The organism is Bacillus sp. LBG-1-113 (assembly GCF_020708615.1).
Lineage (GTDB): Bacteria > Bacillota > Bacilli > Bacillales > Bacillaceae > Bacillus > Bacillus mojavensis.
The window spans coordinates 176,601-195,213 of the sequence record NZ_JAJFDG010000002.1 but is presented as its reverse complement, the minus strand read 5'-3'; the positions used below and the strand labels follow the sequence as shown (position 1 = coordinate 195,213).

The following is an 18,613-nucleotide window of genomic DNA, read 5'->3' as shown; positions in this document are numbered from 1 at the left end:
CACCTCTCTTTTGTATAGAAAACGAGATCCGCTCCGTCTGAATCCCCGGAGCCTATGGATCTCGTTATAAAGTCAGAATATGCCCTCCGTCAAAGAAATAAAGCGCACACCCTTTTACCTTCGTTTGAGCAATTTGTTCAACGGCCCTTGTGTACAGCTGAATTTGCGTTTCATACCTCTTTTTCAGGATCGGGGCTGCTCCTTCAAAGCCGTGCTGGAATTTCCCCTCAATTCGGTCTGTTTTATAGTCCAGCAAATATAAGCCATCCTCTGTTTCGTAGAGACAATCGATGATCCCCTGCACCAATAGCGGCTCATCCGCCTCTTTCGCATCAGGACAAATCTCTTTTGCCGGAAGCGCCAAACTGAATGGAACTTCACGGTCCTTCCATTTAGCGCCGATCAGTTTTTCGCCAATTTCGGTATGGAAAAATTGAACAATTTCCTCAATATCGATAGCGGATTGCTGTTCTTCGGTGAGCAGCTCTTTTTCATAAAGGTGCCGCACTGTCCGTTCCGCTTCTTCTGTCGTCGGCACATGTGTCAGCGGAATATGCTGCATGACCGTATGCATAGCTGTTCCTTTCTCTGCTGCTGTCAGGCCTTTTTTCATCATGAAAGCCGGGCGTCTGTACAGAATGCTTCCATCAGCCGGTGTAACGGGGGCCCGTCCGCTGTATTCGTCCTCGTACTCTCTTCTTCTCTTAATCTCAGACACAGACTGCTTCGTGCGAATTTGTGTCACCTCGTGATGGGAATACTTCCAGGCCAGCCGCTCGCGAGCTTTTTCCTCATATGCAAACGGGCCGGGAACCGGTTCCCCGCGGCGGATTGCTTCAAGACGTTCGCTTTTTTCTTCCAGTCTCTCTTCCAGCTCATCATCAAGCAGATCATATGAATGAATCATTTGAATAGCAAAGCGGGCCGGATGGCCTGATATATCAGAAGCCGCTGCCGCACCGCCCTCAGCCAAAGGCTCCAAGTCTCTGTGTCTGACAAGAGCAGGTCCGATGAAATCCAAATACGTTTTCGCCTGATAGCGATCAAATTCCGGCAGGAGCCAGTCAGCTTGGGATGCCGATGCCTGCCATTTTGCCAGCTGTTTCTGGTGATCCTTGCATGAGCCTACAAGAAACAGCTTCTCCTTTGCCCGCGTTAAAGCAACATAGAGCACACGCAATTCCTCAGACAGCAGTTCCCTGCGCATTTTTTTCTTCATCGCGATGAGCGGAAGCGTCGGATAGCTGATGCGCCATTCAGGATGGATAAATTTCGTGCCAAACCCAAGCTCCTTGTCCAGCAGATAGGATTTGTTGAGATCCATCATGTTGAAATTCCGGCCAAGTCCCGCTGTGAAGACGACTGGAAATTCGAGCCCTTTGCTGCTGTGAATGGTCATTAAGCGGACAACATCTTCCTGTTCGCTTAACGCTCTCGCCGTTCCCAGATCATCACCGCGTTCCTGCATGCGTTCGATAAACCTCAAGAAACGAAACAGGCCGCGAAATGCCGTCGATTCATATTGGCGTGCCCGGTCATAGAGGACGCGCAAGTTAGCCTGCCGCTGTTTTCCGCCCGGCATTCCGCCAACATAATCCATATACTTTGTGTCGCGGTACACTTCCCAGATCAGCTCGGACACCGAATGGTTTTTCGAAAATGCGCGCCATTTTTGCAAATGTCCGTAAAACGTTTGCAGCTTTTGATAAAGCTCATCGTTTCGGTCGCCGGCTGCCAGATAGTCTTTCATTGCTTCATAGTACGGCGCCTTTTTGTTTTCAAGCCGGATCAAAGACAGTTCGTTCTCGTCAGCACCGACAATCGGTGAACGCAGAACGGAAGCAAGCGGAATATCCTGATACGGGTTATCAATCACCTTCAGGACAGAAAGCACCACAGACACTTCCACCGCATCAAAGTAGCCTGATGTTAAATTGGCGTAAACCGGTATGCCCTGAGCTCTCAGCTCTTCCATGATTTGCGGCGCCCACGGCATGGATCGCAGCAAAACCACGATATCGCGGTATTGAATATTGCGGTGTGTCTTCGTTTTTCCGTCATATACCTTAAATGGCGATGAGATCAGCTTGCGTATTTCCTTAGCGATCGCTTTTGCCTCGAACTGTACCGTTTCCAGCTCTTCCGCTTCCTCTCCTGCGTCCGTCTCCTCGGACTTGTCAATCAGCAGCAGCTCGGTTTCCGTTTCATTGTTTTCCGGATACGCCGCGCCGAGTTTCAGCTCAGCCTGTTCATCATAATCGACCTCGCCGATTTTGCCGCCCATCAGCTGTTTGAACAAAAAGTTTGTGCTGTCTAAAATATCAGCCCTGCTTCGAAAGTTTTTGTTCAAGTCGATTTTCCGGCCCGTACCTTCTCCGCTCTCTGTAAACCGTTTGTACTTAGACAGAAAAAGGAGCGGCTCCGCAAGCCTGAATCGATAAATCGACTGCTTGACATCTCCTACCATAAACAGGTTTCCTGTCTCTTCCGGCCCGCTTGTGACGAGCTGAAGAATGGATTCCTGCACCAGGTTGGTATCCTGATATTCATCGACGAGCACCTCATGAAACTGCTCCTGATAAAATCTTGCCGCCTCACTTGGTTCACGTTCACCTTTTTCGTTCACAGCGGTCAAGATGGACAGGCAATAATGCTCTAAATCAGAAAAATCAATGAGCGATTTCTCCTGCTTTGCGGCTTCAAACCGTTTCCCGTAGCTGATGACAAGCTGTACGAGTGTTTCAATGACAGGCTTCATGTCAGCCAAACTCTTTAAATGCTGCTCCGGGCTTCTGGTGAAGTAATCGGTTTTGAGTTTTTCAAGGAGTTTTTTGGCGCCATTTCTCAAGTCTGTCGCTTCATCAAGCAAGACGGGGTCAAACTCGTCCCCTTTCACCGCTTTTGCACGCTTAAAGGAGACAGCGGGCACGCGCTTATAAAGTTCATTGAAGTCATCCTGATGCTGAATCAGGTCATCAATCTGCGCGAGATCATCGAGAAAATTTTCAGCGCGCGGCGCAGGTCCGCCCGGCGCTTTTGTCAGCTCAAGAGCACGCTGAAGCTTTTCCTTTGCTCCCTCCAGCACCATCGCAATATCTTCTTTGGCATATGGATAAAACGGCAGTTCCCCGATCGGGCTCTTTTCTGTTACATCATACAAATGAACAAAGCTTTTCAGCCATGTTTCCGGATCTGGGTGGGAACGGGAATACTCATACACCTGTTTCACGAGATATTGCAGATCTAAGTCATGCCGGTCAGTTGTGTATCGGTCGACAAGTTCAAAAAACGCCTTATCGCCCTTTGCATATTCATCCTCAAACAGCTCATCAAGCACCTCATCCCCAAGAAGTTCGCCTTCTGTCTGATCAGCAATCCGAAAGCCCGGATCAAGATCAATCAGGTAGTAATATTTTTTCAGCACCTGCAGGCAAAACGAATGAAGCGTTGAAATGCTGGCCCGGTTTAATAGAGACAGCTGGCGACGGATATGCAGCGAACCTGGGCGTTTTACCAGCTCTTTTTCCAGCGCATCCGCAATTCGGTGTTTCATCTCTGCTGCTGAGGCGTTTGTAAAGGTGACAACAAGAAGCCGGTCTACATCGATCGGATGTTCTTCCGCCGTGATTTTTCGGATCATTCTTTCCACAAGAACAGCGGTTTTACCGGATCCTGCCGCCGCTGCCACAAGGATATCCTGGCCGGTTGAGACGATGGCATTCCACTGGTCATCTGTCCATGTGCTGTCTGCCGGTTTAGGAATGTTCATTGCCATCAGCCTCCTTCTTTATCCAATCAAGTACCGTCTTGTCCTTTTCGGCCTTTAACTGACGATACTCGTTTTCTTCTAATGATTCATCAAATTGGCATACTGATTTAAACGCACAGTATGTGCAAGGTGTCTTGTTCTTCATTTTATACGGCTCAATGGATACGCGCCCGTCAGTGATTTGCTCGCCTGCTTCTTGGAAGGTGCGGCGCACATGCTTCGTCAACAGCTCAAATTCTTTTTCACCGACTGCTGCTGAATCCGATCTGAGAGAGCCGTCTTTCTTCAAGCCCGCATTGATGATATTTGATCTTCCTTCTTGAAGGGTTGTATCCATGAGGCGAATTGCCTCCTGATCACCGAGGAGGAGGCCCTTCATCTTAAATTTCTTAAAAATTTCCTGTTCAATCTCATCAAGTCCAAGCGGAAGATTCGATTGTATCATCGGGTCATGAATATGGAAGTACAGAACCCCGGCCGGCGTGGCTTTCATTCCTAGCCAGTCTAATGAATGTGTAATCGATAAATCCAGATACGTCAGCATTTGCAGCGCAAGTCCGTAATACACTTCCGCCAAGTCAAGGCCTTTATCACTGGATTTATAATCGACAATTCGGAGGAGCAGGCCTTTAGAGCTTTCCGCTTTATCCACGCGGTCAATCCGCCCGACGAGCTCCATCGTACAGCCGTTTTTCAGCTTAAAGGTAAGCGGCGGGAGCGGGCCCTTTCCGCCAAAGCCCAACTCAAGGCCGATCGGCACAAATCCGCTCGCTTTCGCATGCTCGCTTAAAATGCCGGACACTCGTGTCACAATTTTCTGCAGTTTTTCCTTCACGTAATAATGCCGGTTTGAACTGAGCAGAATTTCTTTTTGCAGCTTCGGTGCCAGCCGCTCGACCGCGTCATAAGAAAACAGCTCGCACTGCTCCTTCGTTAGGTCGCGCCAATCTATTTTTTGCTCACGAAGCCGGTCTGAAATCAGTTTTAAACTGGAATGAAAGAGCTGCCCGATATCCGGCGCTTCAAGCTTGAAAAATTGACGTTCCTTCAGATGCAGCCCGTGGGACGCAAAATGAGAGAACGGACAAGCGTTAAAAGTTTCCATCCTCGACACGCTCCCTTGAATACGTTCACCATAGAGCTGTCTCGATACAGAACGTTCAAGCTGCTTGACTTCATTGCGGAAAAACAGGCTTGAGAAAAGCTTTTTCGACTCCAGCCTGTCAGGTTCATTCATCAGCGCATTGTACGCGCTCCACCAGACATCGCTGATCTCATATTCCCTCGTCCATAATCTGAGCTGGCTAGCGGTGTATGATTGGGCCACGCTTTTATTGACAAGGTACATTAGCTGTTCCTCATCGCTGACCTGCTCCGGTTCATTTGTCAATAGACGCTCGCGATGCTGCGGAAACAGTTCTTCCAGCCGCTTGATGACAATCGACGGCAAAAGCGTTTTTCCTTCCGCATCAGCAATCGGATACGTCACATAAAGGCGGTCAGATGGGCTAGAAAGCGCCATATAGATCAGGAAATGCTCATCAAGCAGACGCTCCCGCCCGCCGGAGGAAAGCTCAATACCTATCGTCTTCAGCCACTCACGATCATCATCCGACAGCACGCCATTTTCATCAGGGCGAGCCGGCAGGACGCCGTCGTTTGCCCCAACCACAAAGGTACATGAGGTACCGTATATTCTGGACAAATCCATATTGCCGACAAACACCTGATCAAGCGCCGGAGGAATGAGAGAGAATGTCAGTGACTCTGCACCGGTTTCCATCATCTGCTGAAACAAATCAAGAGAAATTTCATCTTCGCCCATCATTTCCACAAACTCCTCAAGCAGCTGAATGACAGCGTCCCATGCCTGCTGATGCTGCTGTGCTTCAATGATTCTGCCGTCTTCCTCAGCCCGCTGTCTTTCCTGATCCAGCTTCAGCGGCACATCCGTCTCTTCTAAATAACGGTAAAGCGCCTCCGCCTTCTCTTGAACCGTTTTTGCTTTTTTCATTCGTTTCTGCAGCTGGAACAGCGGCGGAACAATCCAATCGCGCGTGTCATTCAGCATGTTTTCCATTTCAATTTCTTGATCGGTCTGCGCAAATTCATCATCTAGCGACACAAAACGTCTGTAATGGAAACGGTCGCCCTTTGTCCAGCGATCGCCTTTGATGCCGTAAGCGATACAGTAATTCTCCAGCTGATCAACCTGCTCTCTTACCTTGGCCTTCGGCTGGTTAAGCGGGAATAACAGTTCGGTTTTCACGCAGCGGAACACTGCTTCATAACGCCAATTCCCCTTTAATACGTCAAGGCTTGACCGGATAAACTCCACTAACGGGTGGTTCAGCATAGACGTTTTCCCGTCAATAAAATAAGGAATCTCGTAATCTGCAAATACTTCCTTGACCATATCCTTGTAGTCTTCCGGCTGACGCGCTAAAATCGCCACATCCTTGTAACGGTAGCCCTTCTCTCTGACAAGACTATGGATTTCCCGGGCAATACCTTCCAGCTCTGCCCGTCTGTTTGTGGCCTGCATCACGGTAAAAGCCTCTTGTTTCTCAGCAAACGGAATAACCGGACGCGCTTCATACTGTGCTTCCAAATGGGCTAATTCCGGTACGTACTTGTGCCGCTTTAATCCATCAAGCTCTTTATAGGTGATGTCCAGATTCAGTTCCTTTGCCGTCTGGTGCAGGCGATAATACGTTTTTCCCGTCATTCTGAACAAATCAAGTTCCTGCGGCTCCCTCTCATGTGACGGCTTGTCCGCTGTGAGTGAAAACGTGATATGCTCTGCCTGAAGCATAAGCTGCTCTAACACCCTGAATTCCTGCGGTGTAAACTGATAAAAGCCGTCTACATAGACATGTGCCCCTTTCAAATCTTCCGCCTGCGGGATATGCTCTGCCAATAGTGTCAAATAATCCTCAGAATGAAGATACTGACCTTCAAGGCTTTTTTCCATCTGCTGGTACAGGATCGATAAATCATGAAGCTTTTCAGATAAAACACGTTCCCCTCGATACTCGGAAGCTGTTCCGCTATCCGCCATCCGGCGAATATCTTCCGGTTCCAGACAGTATCTCTTAAACTCAGTCAGCATCCGTTCCACCTGTGCGGTAAAACCGCTTTTGTCACTTGCTTTTTGATAGACTTTAAACTCCTGTTTATGCTCTTCAATGAGCTTCCGCAGGAGCATCTGTACGCCCGTGCTCGTAAGAAACGGCCTGCTCATTCCTCCCGTATGCTGGAGGACGCGCCAGGCCAGTCGTGAAAAGCTGAAGACTTGAGCACGAATCATGCCGCCCGTATCAGGCGTTTTAGCAAGCTCGTATTCCATTAAAAACGTCATTTGATCCGGGACTAGAAAAATGATCGGTTTCCCGAATGGAGCCCGGCGCAGTTCATCTTGAATGCTGTCGATGATCAGCTTCGTTTTTCCACTCCCGGACCTGCCTACTAAAAACTCTGCTCCCAAATTAGAAGACCCCTCTCTTTTTATCTGTTTATATTTTATCGAACATTGACGAAAATGACCAATCTGATCTATTGGTAAAAACGGCCTTTTCACTTATAAGAAGCTGATTTTCTCCACCATGTGTCCTGGCCTCACATATACTTTTACAGAAGCCCAATATCTTAAGAATGAAGCTGAACCCTCTTGTATTACAGCTATTTTCCTTATCCAGCGCAATCTCGGGAAGACCCTGTTTTCATTTAAAATCTCAGAAGGCCCTCAACGGAGAATTCAGCGCGGTTCATTGCTACCTCAGGCTTGCTGAACTGGCCCACCCTGCTTAGGACAGAAAACAAATTGAAGAAATCAGGCGCGTTGAGATCCGACATCTACGTAATATACGGAGCCATTACGCAAACATATCATGCCGAAACAAACAGAGGAATGCGTGGACACTTTTACAAAAGGACTTGATGCCGCTTTTAAAGATGATCAGGAAACCATTGACTTTTCCTTACGCGCAGCTGAGGAACCTCAAATATAAAGGCAAAGGGTATCTTTACGCGCGCCGCACGGGATGAACAAAATCACGATGTTTGGTTTCTATAATCTGATGAAACGTTAGATTTACCCAATCAGGGTACATATACATACCCCTTCCCCGAAAACACACTCCACTGTTTTTCTTGCCATCAGCCGGGAAACATAAAATCATACACGAACATATGAGGAGGAATCAAGCATGCAGCAAACCATTGAAGCTTGTATCACATGTATGGAAGCTTGCAACCATTGTTTCACAAAATGTTTGGCAGAAAGTGCACACCACGATCTGAGCGGCTGCATCCGGCTTGACAGGGAATGTGCGGATATTTGCGTGCTGGCAGTGAAAGCCATGCAAACGGACAGCCCCTTTATGAAAGAAATTTGCGCACTTTGCGCCGATATTTGTGAAGCCTGCGGCACTGAATGCGAAAAGCATGATCATGATCATTGCCAAGCGTGTGCGAAGTCTTGCTTTGCCTGCGCTGAGCTCTGCCGCAGCATGGCTGCGTAACAGAAGCATGAGAGGGGTCAAATGAGAGCCCTCTTCACTCCTTTGACAGCCATACAGAGTAAAAATCAATCCACCCCTCTTCATCCAGCATGAGATCCTCAACAGTCTCACTCGATGCTACCTCAAGCACATTTTGATACAGCGGTATCGCGCTAAAACTCCCTATAAGCTGACGGTCAATTTGTTTTACTATATTCATTCTGGAAGACCGGTCGGGTAATGAGAAAAACCGTTCTATCATTTCTGAAAATGTCTGTTTCTGGTCACCTGAAAGATGCTGATGCAAAAAGCTGTTCTCCGAAAGCAGCAAATGTAAAAAACCAAACTCACCTTCTTCATAAAACGTTGCGCTGTCATGAATGATGTCAGCCATTTGTACGATTTCCGGTCGGCGCAAATCGGCAGCAGTACAAAATTCCAGATTAAGCCTAATGCCGCTCCGTTCACAAATCTCTTGAATCCATGCTGCGTCCTCGCGATGATCCGTTTCAGAAAAAGTGAATAGTGACAACGTCTCTCCCGCATATCCGCTTTTTTTCATTAATTCCGCAGGTGAAGCATCTCCCCAATCAAAAGGCGCCCGGTGGAAAAAAGATGATACAGGAATGCTTCTGTGTCCTCCCGCCTCACGAACGAGCTGTTCAGATGAAATCAGCAGCCGAAGGGCTTTTCTCAAGCTTGGATGCTGAAGCGGCCCTTTCTTTCTGAGGTTTAGTGACAAATATTGAACATGCCGTTCTTCAAAAACAGTTTGCCGCTCAGGAGGTTTCTGTTTTTCTCGAAGAGTAAAACCGTACATATCATCTGCTTGCTCAGAAAACACAAACTCAATACGATCTAAGAATGCCCGGCCCTTAAAGTAACGCTCGTTGGCTTGAAGAATGAGCATGTGTTCGTCATGCTGAACAAGGCAAAAAGGTCCCGTCCCATTCACCTCGCCGTTCATTTCTGCCGGCAGGATAGACAGCCGTTCATCACAAAGAATATATGGCAAAAGCTCATTCGGCTGATCGAGCTCAATGTCCACACAAAAAGGCCCTTTCTCTGAAATCCGTTCAACACCTTTCAGCAGCCATTTATATGGATTTTCATCATGATCCATAAAACGCTGAAACGTAAATACCACATCCCTTGACGTCAATGGCTTTCCATTATGAAAAGAAACGCCTTTCCGAAGAAAAAATCTCCACCGTTTTTTCCCCGCCTTATTCCATCCGTGGATTAAATGCGGCTGCGGCTCTCTCTTTTCCCGATCAAATCGGAGCAGTGTATCATAAATCTGCTTGACAAAATGGCCCTCTGACCGCAGAAAAATCCTGCACGGATCAAAATTGCTTACCGCTGCTGGGGCTATAAACAAGCGCAGCACATCCTGTTCACCATCCTGTCCGGTTTCTGTTACAAAACCGAACACCTCAGAAAACCACATGTCATACACATTTTGAATCCCAGGAAACACCGGCTGATAATATTCAAGCAGTTCTTTTGCTTTTTTAAGCTTTCCGGCTGTTGTATATTCCTTGGCAGTTTGAAGCAGCAAATCTTCCGGCTGACGGAGAAAAGCGATTTTTGATTTATGGCCGCGCCCCGATCCGCTCTCACGAATGATCCATTTTTTGCTCTCCATCTTATGTAAAATCAGCTTCGCATTTCTCTCTGTACAATATAAACAAGCCGCAATCTCACTGAGCGGCATTTCCTTCATCTGTCCCGGTTCGCCGCTCTCAGCTTTTGCGAGCGCCACATAATGGTCAATCAGCTTCAATCCCTGCACCTCCTGACAAAAAAGGGGAATTTTTTTCTCTAATTTTCTTCTCTTTTTGGCCCGCCGCCCCTTTTATACACTACTACTATATCAAACATCGAAAGGCGGAAATCACATGTTTCTCCTCTTCCATTCAATGAAATCCCGCTACACAGCACCCGTTTGGCTCCGGTTTTTCGGCGAAATGCTGACAAGCCTGACAGGTGCCATGATGGGGCCGTTTATGGTGCTGTATCTGCATGAGCAATTAAACGGAAGCGTGATGCTTCCCATGCTTATCATCAGCCTTCAGCCCTTCGCTGATATTTGCCTGACACTCATAGCGGGGCGTGTGACAGATCAGCTCGGACGGCGAACAGCGATCCTTACTGCCCTGCTTCTGCAAACAGCGTCAATGGCGGGTTTTATTTTTGCTCATGATGCATATTTTTTCGCTTTCCTTTATATCCTCAACGGCATCGGCAGATCCCTGTACATTCCTGCATCACGCGCACAGATCGCCGAAAGCACGCCGGAAAGCAGACGTTCGGAAGTTTTTGCCGTCATCAATGCCATCTACTCAGCAGGATTGACGGCAGGTCCGCTGCTTGGGCTGCTGCTGTACGCTCATGATCCCGTTTGGATATTTGCATTAGATGCCGCGGCCCTGTTCGTTTATTTTCTTATCGCCGCCTTTAAATTACCAGAAACAAAGCCGCTAAAAGCCGATCATCCCGCAGCATTATCCGTGCGTTTCACAAGATATCGGCCTGTGATGATCCTTTTGCTGCTTTCTCTCCCAATCAGCATGTTATACGCGCAAACAGAAACGACATACAGGCTGTTCAGCAAAAGTGTGTTTCCTGATTACCTGTCCATGCTGGCAATCTATTCAGCGGCAAAAGCGTTATTAAGCTTTGTTCTTCAAGTTCCTCTAGTAAAATGGACAGAAAAGTTTTCGATGAAAACGATTCTTCTCATCACCTATATCAGCTACTCACTTGCGGCCGCCGGCTTTGCATTCTCAACATCTTTGACGCTGCTTATGCTGACTGCTGCCGTGATGACGGTTGGAGAAAGCATCGGACTCACTCATATCCAGACCTTTATTTCCCGGCTGGCGCCGCCGCATATGCTCGGCCGTTTCTATGCGATATACGGCTTGCATTGGGATATTTCACGGTCAATCGGACCGCTGGCCGGCGGACTGATCCTGACTTCGTTTGGCGGAGAAATCATGTTCTACAGTCTTTCCGCTTGTCTTCTCGCCGCCGGTTTCTTGCAGTCTCATATCATGGAGAGGAGTGAATATAAGGTCATAAGAAAAGTGAATGGCTGACAGAAAAAAATTCATAATTTCATTATCAACAAAAATATACTATAGTAATGATACATTCACTACATGAACAATTGGAGCTGTAAGTTAATAGGAAGAAGGGTTTTATATTGAAGAAAGACAAAAATCTCCTCACAGATGTATGGTTTATCGCAATCAGTGCAGCCGGGGGGTTTATTCTTTCGTTAACCGGAATATCGATCGGATGGATGATCGGAACGCTGATTGTCGCCTGCTGTCTCGCTATGCTACGGCCGGCTTGGCTGATGATGGCGCCAGACCAAAAAGGAATTAACCGCCAGTGGCTCGCTCTCGGGCAGATGATCCTCGGCATTGAATTGGGCCAAAAGCTGAACCTATCCGTTCTGTCTGTCCTCAAAGATCATTGGTTTTCGGTCGGCATCATGCTGATTTTATCGATACTTCTTGCCATGCTGTCAGGCTATGTGCTGTGGCGTTTCAGCAAAACGGATATGATGACCAGCTTTGTCGGCACGGCTCCCGGCGGACTGTCCGCCATGCCGAGTATTGCTCAGGAGGTCGGTGCCAATACCGCTATTGTCAGTCTCGTTCAAATGATGAGGGTGCTGCTCGTGGTCCTGTCTATTCCGTTTTTGGTTATCCTGATTTACGCTAAACAAGATGGCCCTGCAAGTGCCGCAACCCAAACGGTATCCGCTGCCACGACAGAAATCGGGCTCGCTCCCGTACTGTGGACCGGCGTTCTCATTTTCGTTGCCTGGGGAGCTTGCAAAGCGGCAAAATATTTAAAATTTCCCGCTCCGTGGCTGCTCGGCAGTATGCTCGGTGTAGCGGCCGTGCACATAGGCGGCGCTTCAATAACAGGCCATGACATGCTTGCATGGTGGCCGTCACAGGCAAACCATCTTTCGCAGATATTTCTAGGGGCTACAATCGGTTCTAAGATGTACAAAAGCATGTTTGCCGGCGTTACACGTATCATGATCGTCGGTTTCATTTCATCAGTCGGCTTAATTGCCGCTATGCTTTTAAGCGCGGTGATCGTTTCCAAACTGACAGGGATTTCGCTGATCACCTCTGTTTTGGCATTTGCACCCGGCGGCATTGCAGAAATGGCGACGACGTCTGTTACATTGCATGCCGATTCCACCTTTGTCGTTGCGGTTCAGGTCATACGCGTCATCCTTGTCATCGCCCTCTTGCCGCCGTTTTATCGTCTGCTTCACCATCTTCATGGAGAAAAAAAAGGCAAAGAGAGTTCGATAAGCGGCAGCAATGCCTAGTTGAAAAAAAGGAAGACTTAGGCATAAAAGGGGGAGTCACTCTATTCTGCAGAGTATGGAGACTTCAAAATGGGGCAGGAAAGTGAAATTTCCTGATAGAAAAAGAGGTTATATATAAATAACCTCTTTTTTCTATACACAGTTATAAAATGATAAGGAAGTGAAAATCTATAGTTAAGTTGATTCTCTTATAATAAGTTTTGTTGGCAATTTAATAATTCTTCTGTTTAAAGAAGTGTTACCCGAAATATACTCGATCATTTTCAACACAGCCTGTTGCCCTAATTCTATTATGGGAATATCAATTGTTGTGATGGTCGGAGTCACTACTTGGCAAATCGATTGGTTGTCAAAACCAATTACAGCTAAGTCTTCTGGAACGTTAAAGCCATTTTTTATCGCCTGTTTAATAATCCCTGCGGCGACTTGATCATTTCCTGTAAATATTGCTGAGGGTCTGTCCTTTAGATCCTTTATCTTATGAAAAATACGAAAGCCATCCTCGATATTAAACAATTCACCGAATATCCATTCGTTTCTATGATGTAAATTGTAATCTCGTAAAGCTTTCAAGTAACCCTCTTTCCTCTGACATTGAGCTTCGCTGTATGGAGTATCAAAACAAAATCCAATTTTTTCATGTCCTCTTTCAATTAAATGTACTACCCCCATGTATGTCGCTTCAAATTCATCATACCCAATGATCGTGATGTCCGCTGAGTGATGATATTCATTACATAATAAGATAGGACCATACTTTAAGAAAGGAGATATCTTATCCCATTCATTTTCTAGAGTTCCAAGAATAATACCATCCACTTCTTTGTGTTTCAATAACTCTAATAGCTCCAGCTCTGTCTGTTTGTCATAAAAGGTTTGAAATACAATGACCTTGTAATTCTTAAACAGTGCTTCATGAGAAACCCCTTTTATTAATCGAGCAAAAAATGGATGGTCGATACTTGGAACCGATAAAGCTATCGTTTGTGTTTTATTTCTCCTAAAATTTCGAGCCAAATAATTGGGAGTGTAGTCAAGTTCGTTAATAGCCTTTAAGATCGTATCTCTTTTTTCTTTCGACACATAAGGGTGATTATTCAACACTCTTGAGACTGTGGTTTTAGACACATTGCATAATCTTGCTATTTCATCAATTGTAGGCATATTTTCCCTTCCTCAAAAAAGTTATTGACATGTTATCGGTTTCAGAAATTAGGATAAATTTGTATCAAATTTTCCAGATTATAAATCATTGGAGGTACTGTTCATGCAAAAACAGGTTAGAGTTTCAGGTAAAAGTAAAGAAAACATGTTACTGCTAAAACACTTAAAAGGTGACGTACAAGGAAAAGAACTTGTTATTGAAGACAGTATTGTAAACGAGCGATTGAGACAAGTATTAAAAGAAAATACAGATATTGAAAATGACCTTTTCAACTACCAAAAAAATCGCGAAATCAATAAAGTCCCTTTTATGCCTGTAGACAGATTAATAACCAATGATGAAGTGGATGATATCTTAAATACATTATCTAAAGTTTTGCCAACTGGAAAATTTACGAGTGGTTCCTATTTAGAGCAATTCGAGAAAGTTTTATCTACATATTTACATAAAAGGTATGTAATTGCAACCAGCAGTGGAACAGATGCTATTATGATAGGATTATTGGCTTTAGGGTTAAACCGAGGGGACGAAGTGATCATGCCAGCTAATAGCTTTTCAGCTACTGAAAATGCTGTGTTAGCCTTGGGAGGCGTTCCTATCTATGTAGATAGTAACCCACAAACATTCTGCATCGATCCTAACAAAATTGAGGAAGCAATAACTCCTTCTACAAAGTTTATTCTACCTGTGCATTTGTACGGAAAACATTCAGAAATGAAGCATATCCGTCAAATAGCAAATCGTTATCAATTGAAAGTAATTGAAGATGCTTGCCAAGGAATTGGACTGACAGACTTAGGAAAGGATGCAGACATCACTACATTAAGTTTTAATCCATATAAGAATTTTGGTGTATGCGGTAAGGCTGGGGCAATAGCAACTGATGATGAAGAACTCGCTAAAACATGCATTCAATTTAGTTATCATGGTTTTGAAGTAAATGTAAAAAATAAGAAAGTCATCAATTTTGGATTAAATTCAAAAATGGACAATTTACAGGCAGCAATTGGTTTAGAGAGAATGAAGTATCTTTCATTAAACAATTTCAAAAGACTATTTTTGGCGGATAGATACATTACTCAATTAGCAGAATTACAGAATAAAGGCCTCATTGAATTACCAGAATTAAGCGAAGATCATGTGTGGCATCTGTTTCCTATTAAGGTAAGAACAGAAGACAGGACAGATATCATGACTAAATTAAATGAAGAGTTTGGTGTTCAAACAGATGTATATTATCCAATACTGTCTCATATGCAAAAAACTCCATTAGTACAGGACAAGTATACAAAACTCCAATTGGTTCATACGGAAAAGGCTCATAGTCAGGTACTGCATTTGCCATTATATCCGTCATTTACTTTAGAAGAACAAGACAGAGTAATGGAGGGACTGTTTCATGTTATTAAGCAAGAAGTCAGAGTATAAAACGTTATCCAAGGTCGAACATCCTAAGTATATTGTTTTTTGTGATTTTGATGAAACGTATTTTCCGCATACAATCGATGGTCAAAAACAACAAGACATATATGAACTCGAAGACTATCTAGAACAAAAAAGTAAAGCTGGGGAACTACTAATCGGATGGGTTACTGGGAGTAGTATAGAATCTATTCTCGATAAAATGGGAAGAGGAAAATTTAGATATTTCCCGCATTTTATAGCTAGTGATCTTGGAACTGAAATTACGTACTTTTCAGAGCATAACTTCGGACAGCAAGATAATGAGTGGAACAGTCGTATAAATGAAGAGTTTAGTAAAGAAAAGATTGAGATACTTGTAAAACAGTTACATGAAAATCATAACATTCTTTTGAATCCTCAAACTCAATTAGGAACGTCACGGTATAAGCATAATTTCTATTATCAGGAACAAGATGAAATAAACGACAAGAAAAACCTATTAGCAATTGAAAAAATGTGCAAGGAATACGGAGTTTCAGTAAATATAAATCGGTGTAATCCCTTAGCGGGTGATCCAGAAGACAGCTATGATGTCGATTTTATACCCATGGGAACAGGAAAGAATGAAATTGTAAAGTTTATGTTAGAGAAATACAACCTAAATACTGAAAAAGCTATCGCATTTGGAGATAGTGGAAATGATGTTCGGATGTTACAGGCAGTAGGAAATGGATATCTACTAAAAAATGCAACACAAGAAGCAAAAAACCTGCACCAATTGATAACTGATAGTGAGTACTCAAAAGGAATTACTCATACCTTAAAAAAATTAATTGGATAATGAGGAGGAAATAGATATGAAGAAGATTGGTATCATAGGTGCAGGCGGTATTGCAAAAGCGCACGCAACTGCTTTATCTACAATAAAAAATGCAGAGTTAGTAGGAGTGTATGACATAAATCAACAAAATGCGGAAAGCTTTGTGAAAACTTTCGGTGGGAAGACATATGAAAATGTAGATGAACTCATAGATGTCTCAGAAGGTTTAATTGTAGCATCACCAAACTTTTGCCATAAAGAACATGCTTTGCAAGCATTAGAAAAACATAAGCATGTATTGTGCGAAAAGCCTATGGCTATTTCTCTTGAGGAAGCAAGCATAATGAAAGATACTGCTCAAAGGTTAGGCGTAAGAGCTAGTATGGGATTTAATTATAGATATTTGTCTTACGTAAATATCTTAAAAAGCTTAATTATCAATAATGAACTAGGTAACATACTGTCCATAAAAGTACACTTCAAGAAAAATAGTGCGCTTAGACGTAAGAAATTTACTTGGAGAGATGACGCTAATAGTAAGAAGACTAGTGGATCATTGGGAGATCTGGGTATTCACCTTATCGACATGGTATGGTATTTGTTTGAGAGTGATTTCATCACAGAATCAGTAATGGCAAAGATGAACACAAATGTAAAAACAAAAGAGGATAAACAGGTACTTGTAGATGACTATGCAGAAATTTATGGACAACTGAAGAACAAGGTATTTGTAAATATCATCACATCAAAATGTTCTGTACCTGAAGACTGCGGTTTTAGCATTGAGGTAGTTGGACACAAAAAAGAGTTTAAATACCACACTGGTAACCCTCACATTTACAAGCTTATAGATGGCTTGAACGTGGTAGACTGCCCAGTACCGCAAAGTCTATTAAACGATCCGCCAAACGAATTTTACGGTTGGGCTGATTCTTTTAGAAGCGAGTTGATCAACTGGATTGCTTCAACTCAGAAAGATTGGGTTGAGATCCCTTCTTTTAATGATGGTTTTAGATCACAGGAAGTATTAGAAATGTTCTTTGAGAAAGATAGCAACTCTCAAACAATGTCTGTTTTAGCAGTCAACTAGTATTTCGAAGAGATAAGTTACTGAAAAAGCAGGAATTTATTTTCCTGCTTTTTCATATAGGGGTGTAATGAATGGTAAGAGGGACATATTTATTTGGATATGCTTTCTTTTTCACAGTGGGTATTATCCATATATCAACAGGAAGTTTGACACCATTTCTTTTAGAGTCTTTTAACAAGACAACAGATGATATTTCGATCATCATTTTCTTTCAGTTTAGCGGATTCCTAAGCGGGGTATTAATCGCACCGTTAATGATTAAGAAATACAGTCACTTTAGGACACTTACTTTAGCTTTGACAATAATGCTTGTAGCGTTAAGTATCTTTTTTCTCACTAAGGATTGGTATTATATTGTTGTAATGGCTTTTCTCTTAGGATATGGAGCAGGTACATTAGAAACGACAGTTGGTTCCTTTGTTATTGCTAATTTCGAAAGTAATGCAGAAAAAATGAGTAAGCTGGAAGTCCTCTTTGGATTAGGCGCTTTATCTTTCCCATTATTCATTAATTCCTTCATCGATATCAATAACTGGTATTTACCGTATTACTGCATATTGACCTTTTTGTTCGTCCTATTAGCAGGGTGGCTCATTTTCTTATCCAAGAACCGAAAGGACGCCAAGCATGCTAACCAGCAAGTGGCCTTGCCAGATGTAGGAGCGTTTCAATACTTTATAGGAGATAGAAAGAAATCAAAGCAATTAGGCTTTTTTGTATTTTTTGCTTTCCTATATGCCGGGATTGAAACAAATTTCGCCAACTTTTTACCTTCCATCATGATAAACCAAGGCAATGAACAAATTAGTCTTATCAGTGTCTCCTTTTTTTGGGTAGGAATCATAATAGGAAGAATACTGATTGGTTTAGTAAGCAGAAGGCTTGATTTTTCTAAGTACCTCCTATTCAGTTGTAGTTGTTTAATTGTTTTGTTGATTGCCTTCCCTTATATAAGTCACCCCATACTTCAATTGGGTGGTACATTTTTGATTGGTTTAAGTATAGCGGGCATATTTCCCATTGCTTTAACACTAGCATCCATCATTATTCAGAAGTACGTGGACGAAGTTACAAGTTTATTTATTGCTTCGGCCAGTTTCGGAGGAGCAATCATCTCTTTCTTAATTGGATGGAGTTTAAATCAAGACACAATCTTATTAACCATGGGAATATTTACAACGATGGCGGTCATTCTAGTAGGTATTTCTGTAAAGATTAGGCGAACTAAAACAGATAACCCTATTTCACTTGAAAGCAAAGCTTCAAAGACACAGTGAAAAACGTGTAAATTAAATCATATCGTAAGGAAGAAGAGGACTTAATGTCCTCTTTTTTATCAGGAGAAAACAGTGTTTTTGCAAGGGAGATAGAAGTGATGATGATTCTGTACCTGTCAGAGATACGTTCAGGTCACGCAGCAAAGGTATTTACAGAATTGTTTTATGATCCGAAGCAACAAAAGAAATTTTGAGATGAACCGAAGATGCATGTAAACTA

General features: G+C 43.8%; 11 protein-coding genes and 1 pseudogene. 8 read left to right on the top strand and 4 right to left on the bottom strand.

The annotated features are described in order from the left end of the window. Positions 1-64: 64 nt before the first annotated feature. The gene (gene addA / locus LJF29_RS07040) at positions 65-3,769 is read right to left on the bottom strand and encodes a helicase-exonuclease AddAB subunit AddA (RefSeq protein ID WP_229147770.1); all 3,705 of its coding nucleotides are present in this window, start codon (positions 3,767-3,769) and stop codon (positions 65-67) included. Beyond that, complete coding sequence (gene addB / locus LJF29_RS07035; protein ID WP_229147769.1) at positions 3,756-7,256, bottom strand: helicase-exonuclease AddAB subunit AddB; 3,501 nt, start codon at positions 7,254-7,256, stop codon at positions 3,756-3,758. Before addB ends, addA begins: the two co-directional genes overlap by 14 nt. 183 nt (positions 7,257-7,439) lie before the next feature. Between addB and LJF29_RS21230 the strand changes: the two are divergent. Both LJF29_RS21230 and LJF29_RS07030 read left to right on the top strand, forming a co-directional pair. After that, positions 7,440-7,844: pseudogene (locus LJF29_RS21230) on the top strand (ferritin-like domain-containing protein). A 133-nt stretch (positions 7,845-7,977) separates the two neighbouring features. After that, positions 7,978-8,292: a four-helix bundle copper-binding protein gene (locus tag LJF29_RS07030; RefSeq protein WP_229147768.1), complete on the top strand. Its 315-nt coding sequence runs from the start codon at positions 7,978-7,980 to the stop codon at positions 8,290-8,292. A 34-nt stretch (positions 8,293-8,326) separates the two neighbouring features. On the opposite strand, the gene LJF29_RS07025 is transcribed toward LJF29_RS07030, so the two are convergent. Then, complete coding sequence (locus tag LJF29_RS07025) at positions 8,327-10,057, bottom strand: SgrR family transcriptional regulator (RefSeq protein WP_229147766.1); 1,731 nt, start codon at positions 10,055-10,057, stop codon at positions 8,327-8,329. Between the two features lie 115 nt (positions 10,058-10,172). Between LJF29_RS07025 and LJF29_RS07020 the strand changes: the two genes are divergently transcribed. Then, entirely contained in the window at positions 10,173-11,375 is a 1,203-nt protein-coding gene (locus tag LJF29_RS07020) for an MDR family MFS transporter (protein ID WP_229147765.1), read from the top strand. Between the two features lie 107 nt (positions 11,376-11,482). Continuing rightward, entirely contained in the window at positions 11,483-12,637 is a 1,155-nt protein-coding gene (locus tag LJF29_RS07015) for an AbrB family transcriptional regulator (protein WP_229147764.1), read from the top strand. A 174-nt stretch (positions 12,638-12,811) separates the two neighbouring features. Here the strand turns inward: LJF29_RS07015 and ntdR are convergent, their stop codons facing one another. Beyond that, the gene (gene ntdR, locus LJF29_RS07010; protein ID WP_229147762.1) at positions 12,812-13,801 is read right to left on the bottom strand and encodes an NTD biosynthesis operon transcriptional regulator NtdR; all 990 of its coding nucleotides are present in this window, start codon (positions 13,799-13,801) and stop codon (positions 12,812-12,814) included. Between the two features lie 103 nt (positions 13,802-13,904). On the opposite strand from ntdR, the gene LJF29_RS07005 reads away from it, so the two are divergent. The 4 genes from LJF29_RS07005 to glcP all read left to right on the top strand — a co-directional run bounded on the left by LJF29_RS07005 (position 13,905) and on the right by glcP (position 18,393). Then, entirely contained in the window at positions 13,905-15,230 is a 1,326-nt protein-coding gene (locus LJF29_RS07005) for a DegT/DnrJ/EryC1/StrS family aminotransferase (RefSeq protein ID WP_229147759.1), read from the top strand. Further along, positions 15,202-16,047, top strand: a complete 846-nt coding sequence (locus LJF29_RS07000) for an HAD-IIB family hydrolase (protein ID WP_229147757.1) — start codon at positions 15,202-15,204, stop codon at positions 16,045-16,047. The genes LJF29_RS07005 and LJF29_RS07000 overlap by 29 nt, the downstream gene beginning before the upstream one ends. Before the next feature lie 16 nt (positions 16,048-16,063). Beyond that, the gene (gene ntdC / locus LJF29_RS06995) at positions 16,064-17,116 is read left to right on the top strand and encodes a glucose-6-phosphate 3-dehydrogenase NdtC (RefSeq protein ID WP_168747358.1); all 1,053 of its coding nucleotides are present in this window, start codon (positions 16,064-16,066) and stop codon (positions 17,114-17,116) included. A 71-nt stretch (positions 17,117-17,187) separates the two neighbouring features. Then, entirely contained in the window at positions 17,188-18,393 is a 1,206-nt protein-coding gene (glcP, locus tag LJF29_RS06990; RefSeq protein ID WP_229147756.1) for a glucose/mannose transporter GlcP, read from the top strand. Positions 18,394-18,613: the final 220 nt, after the last annotated feature.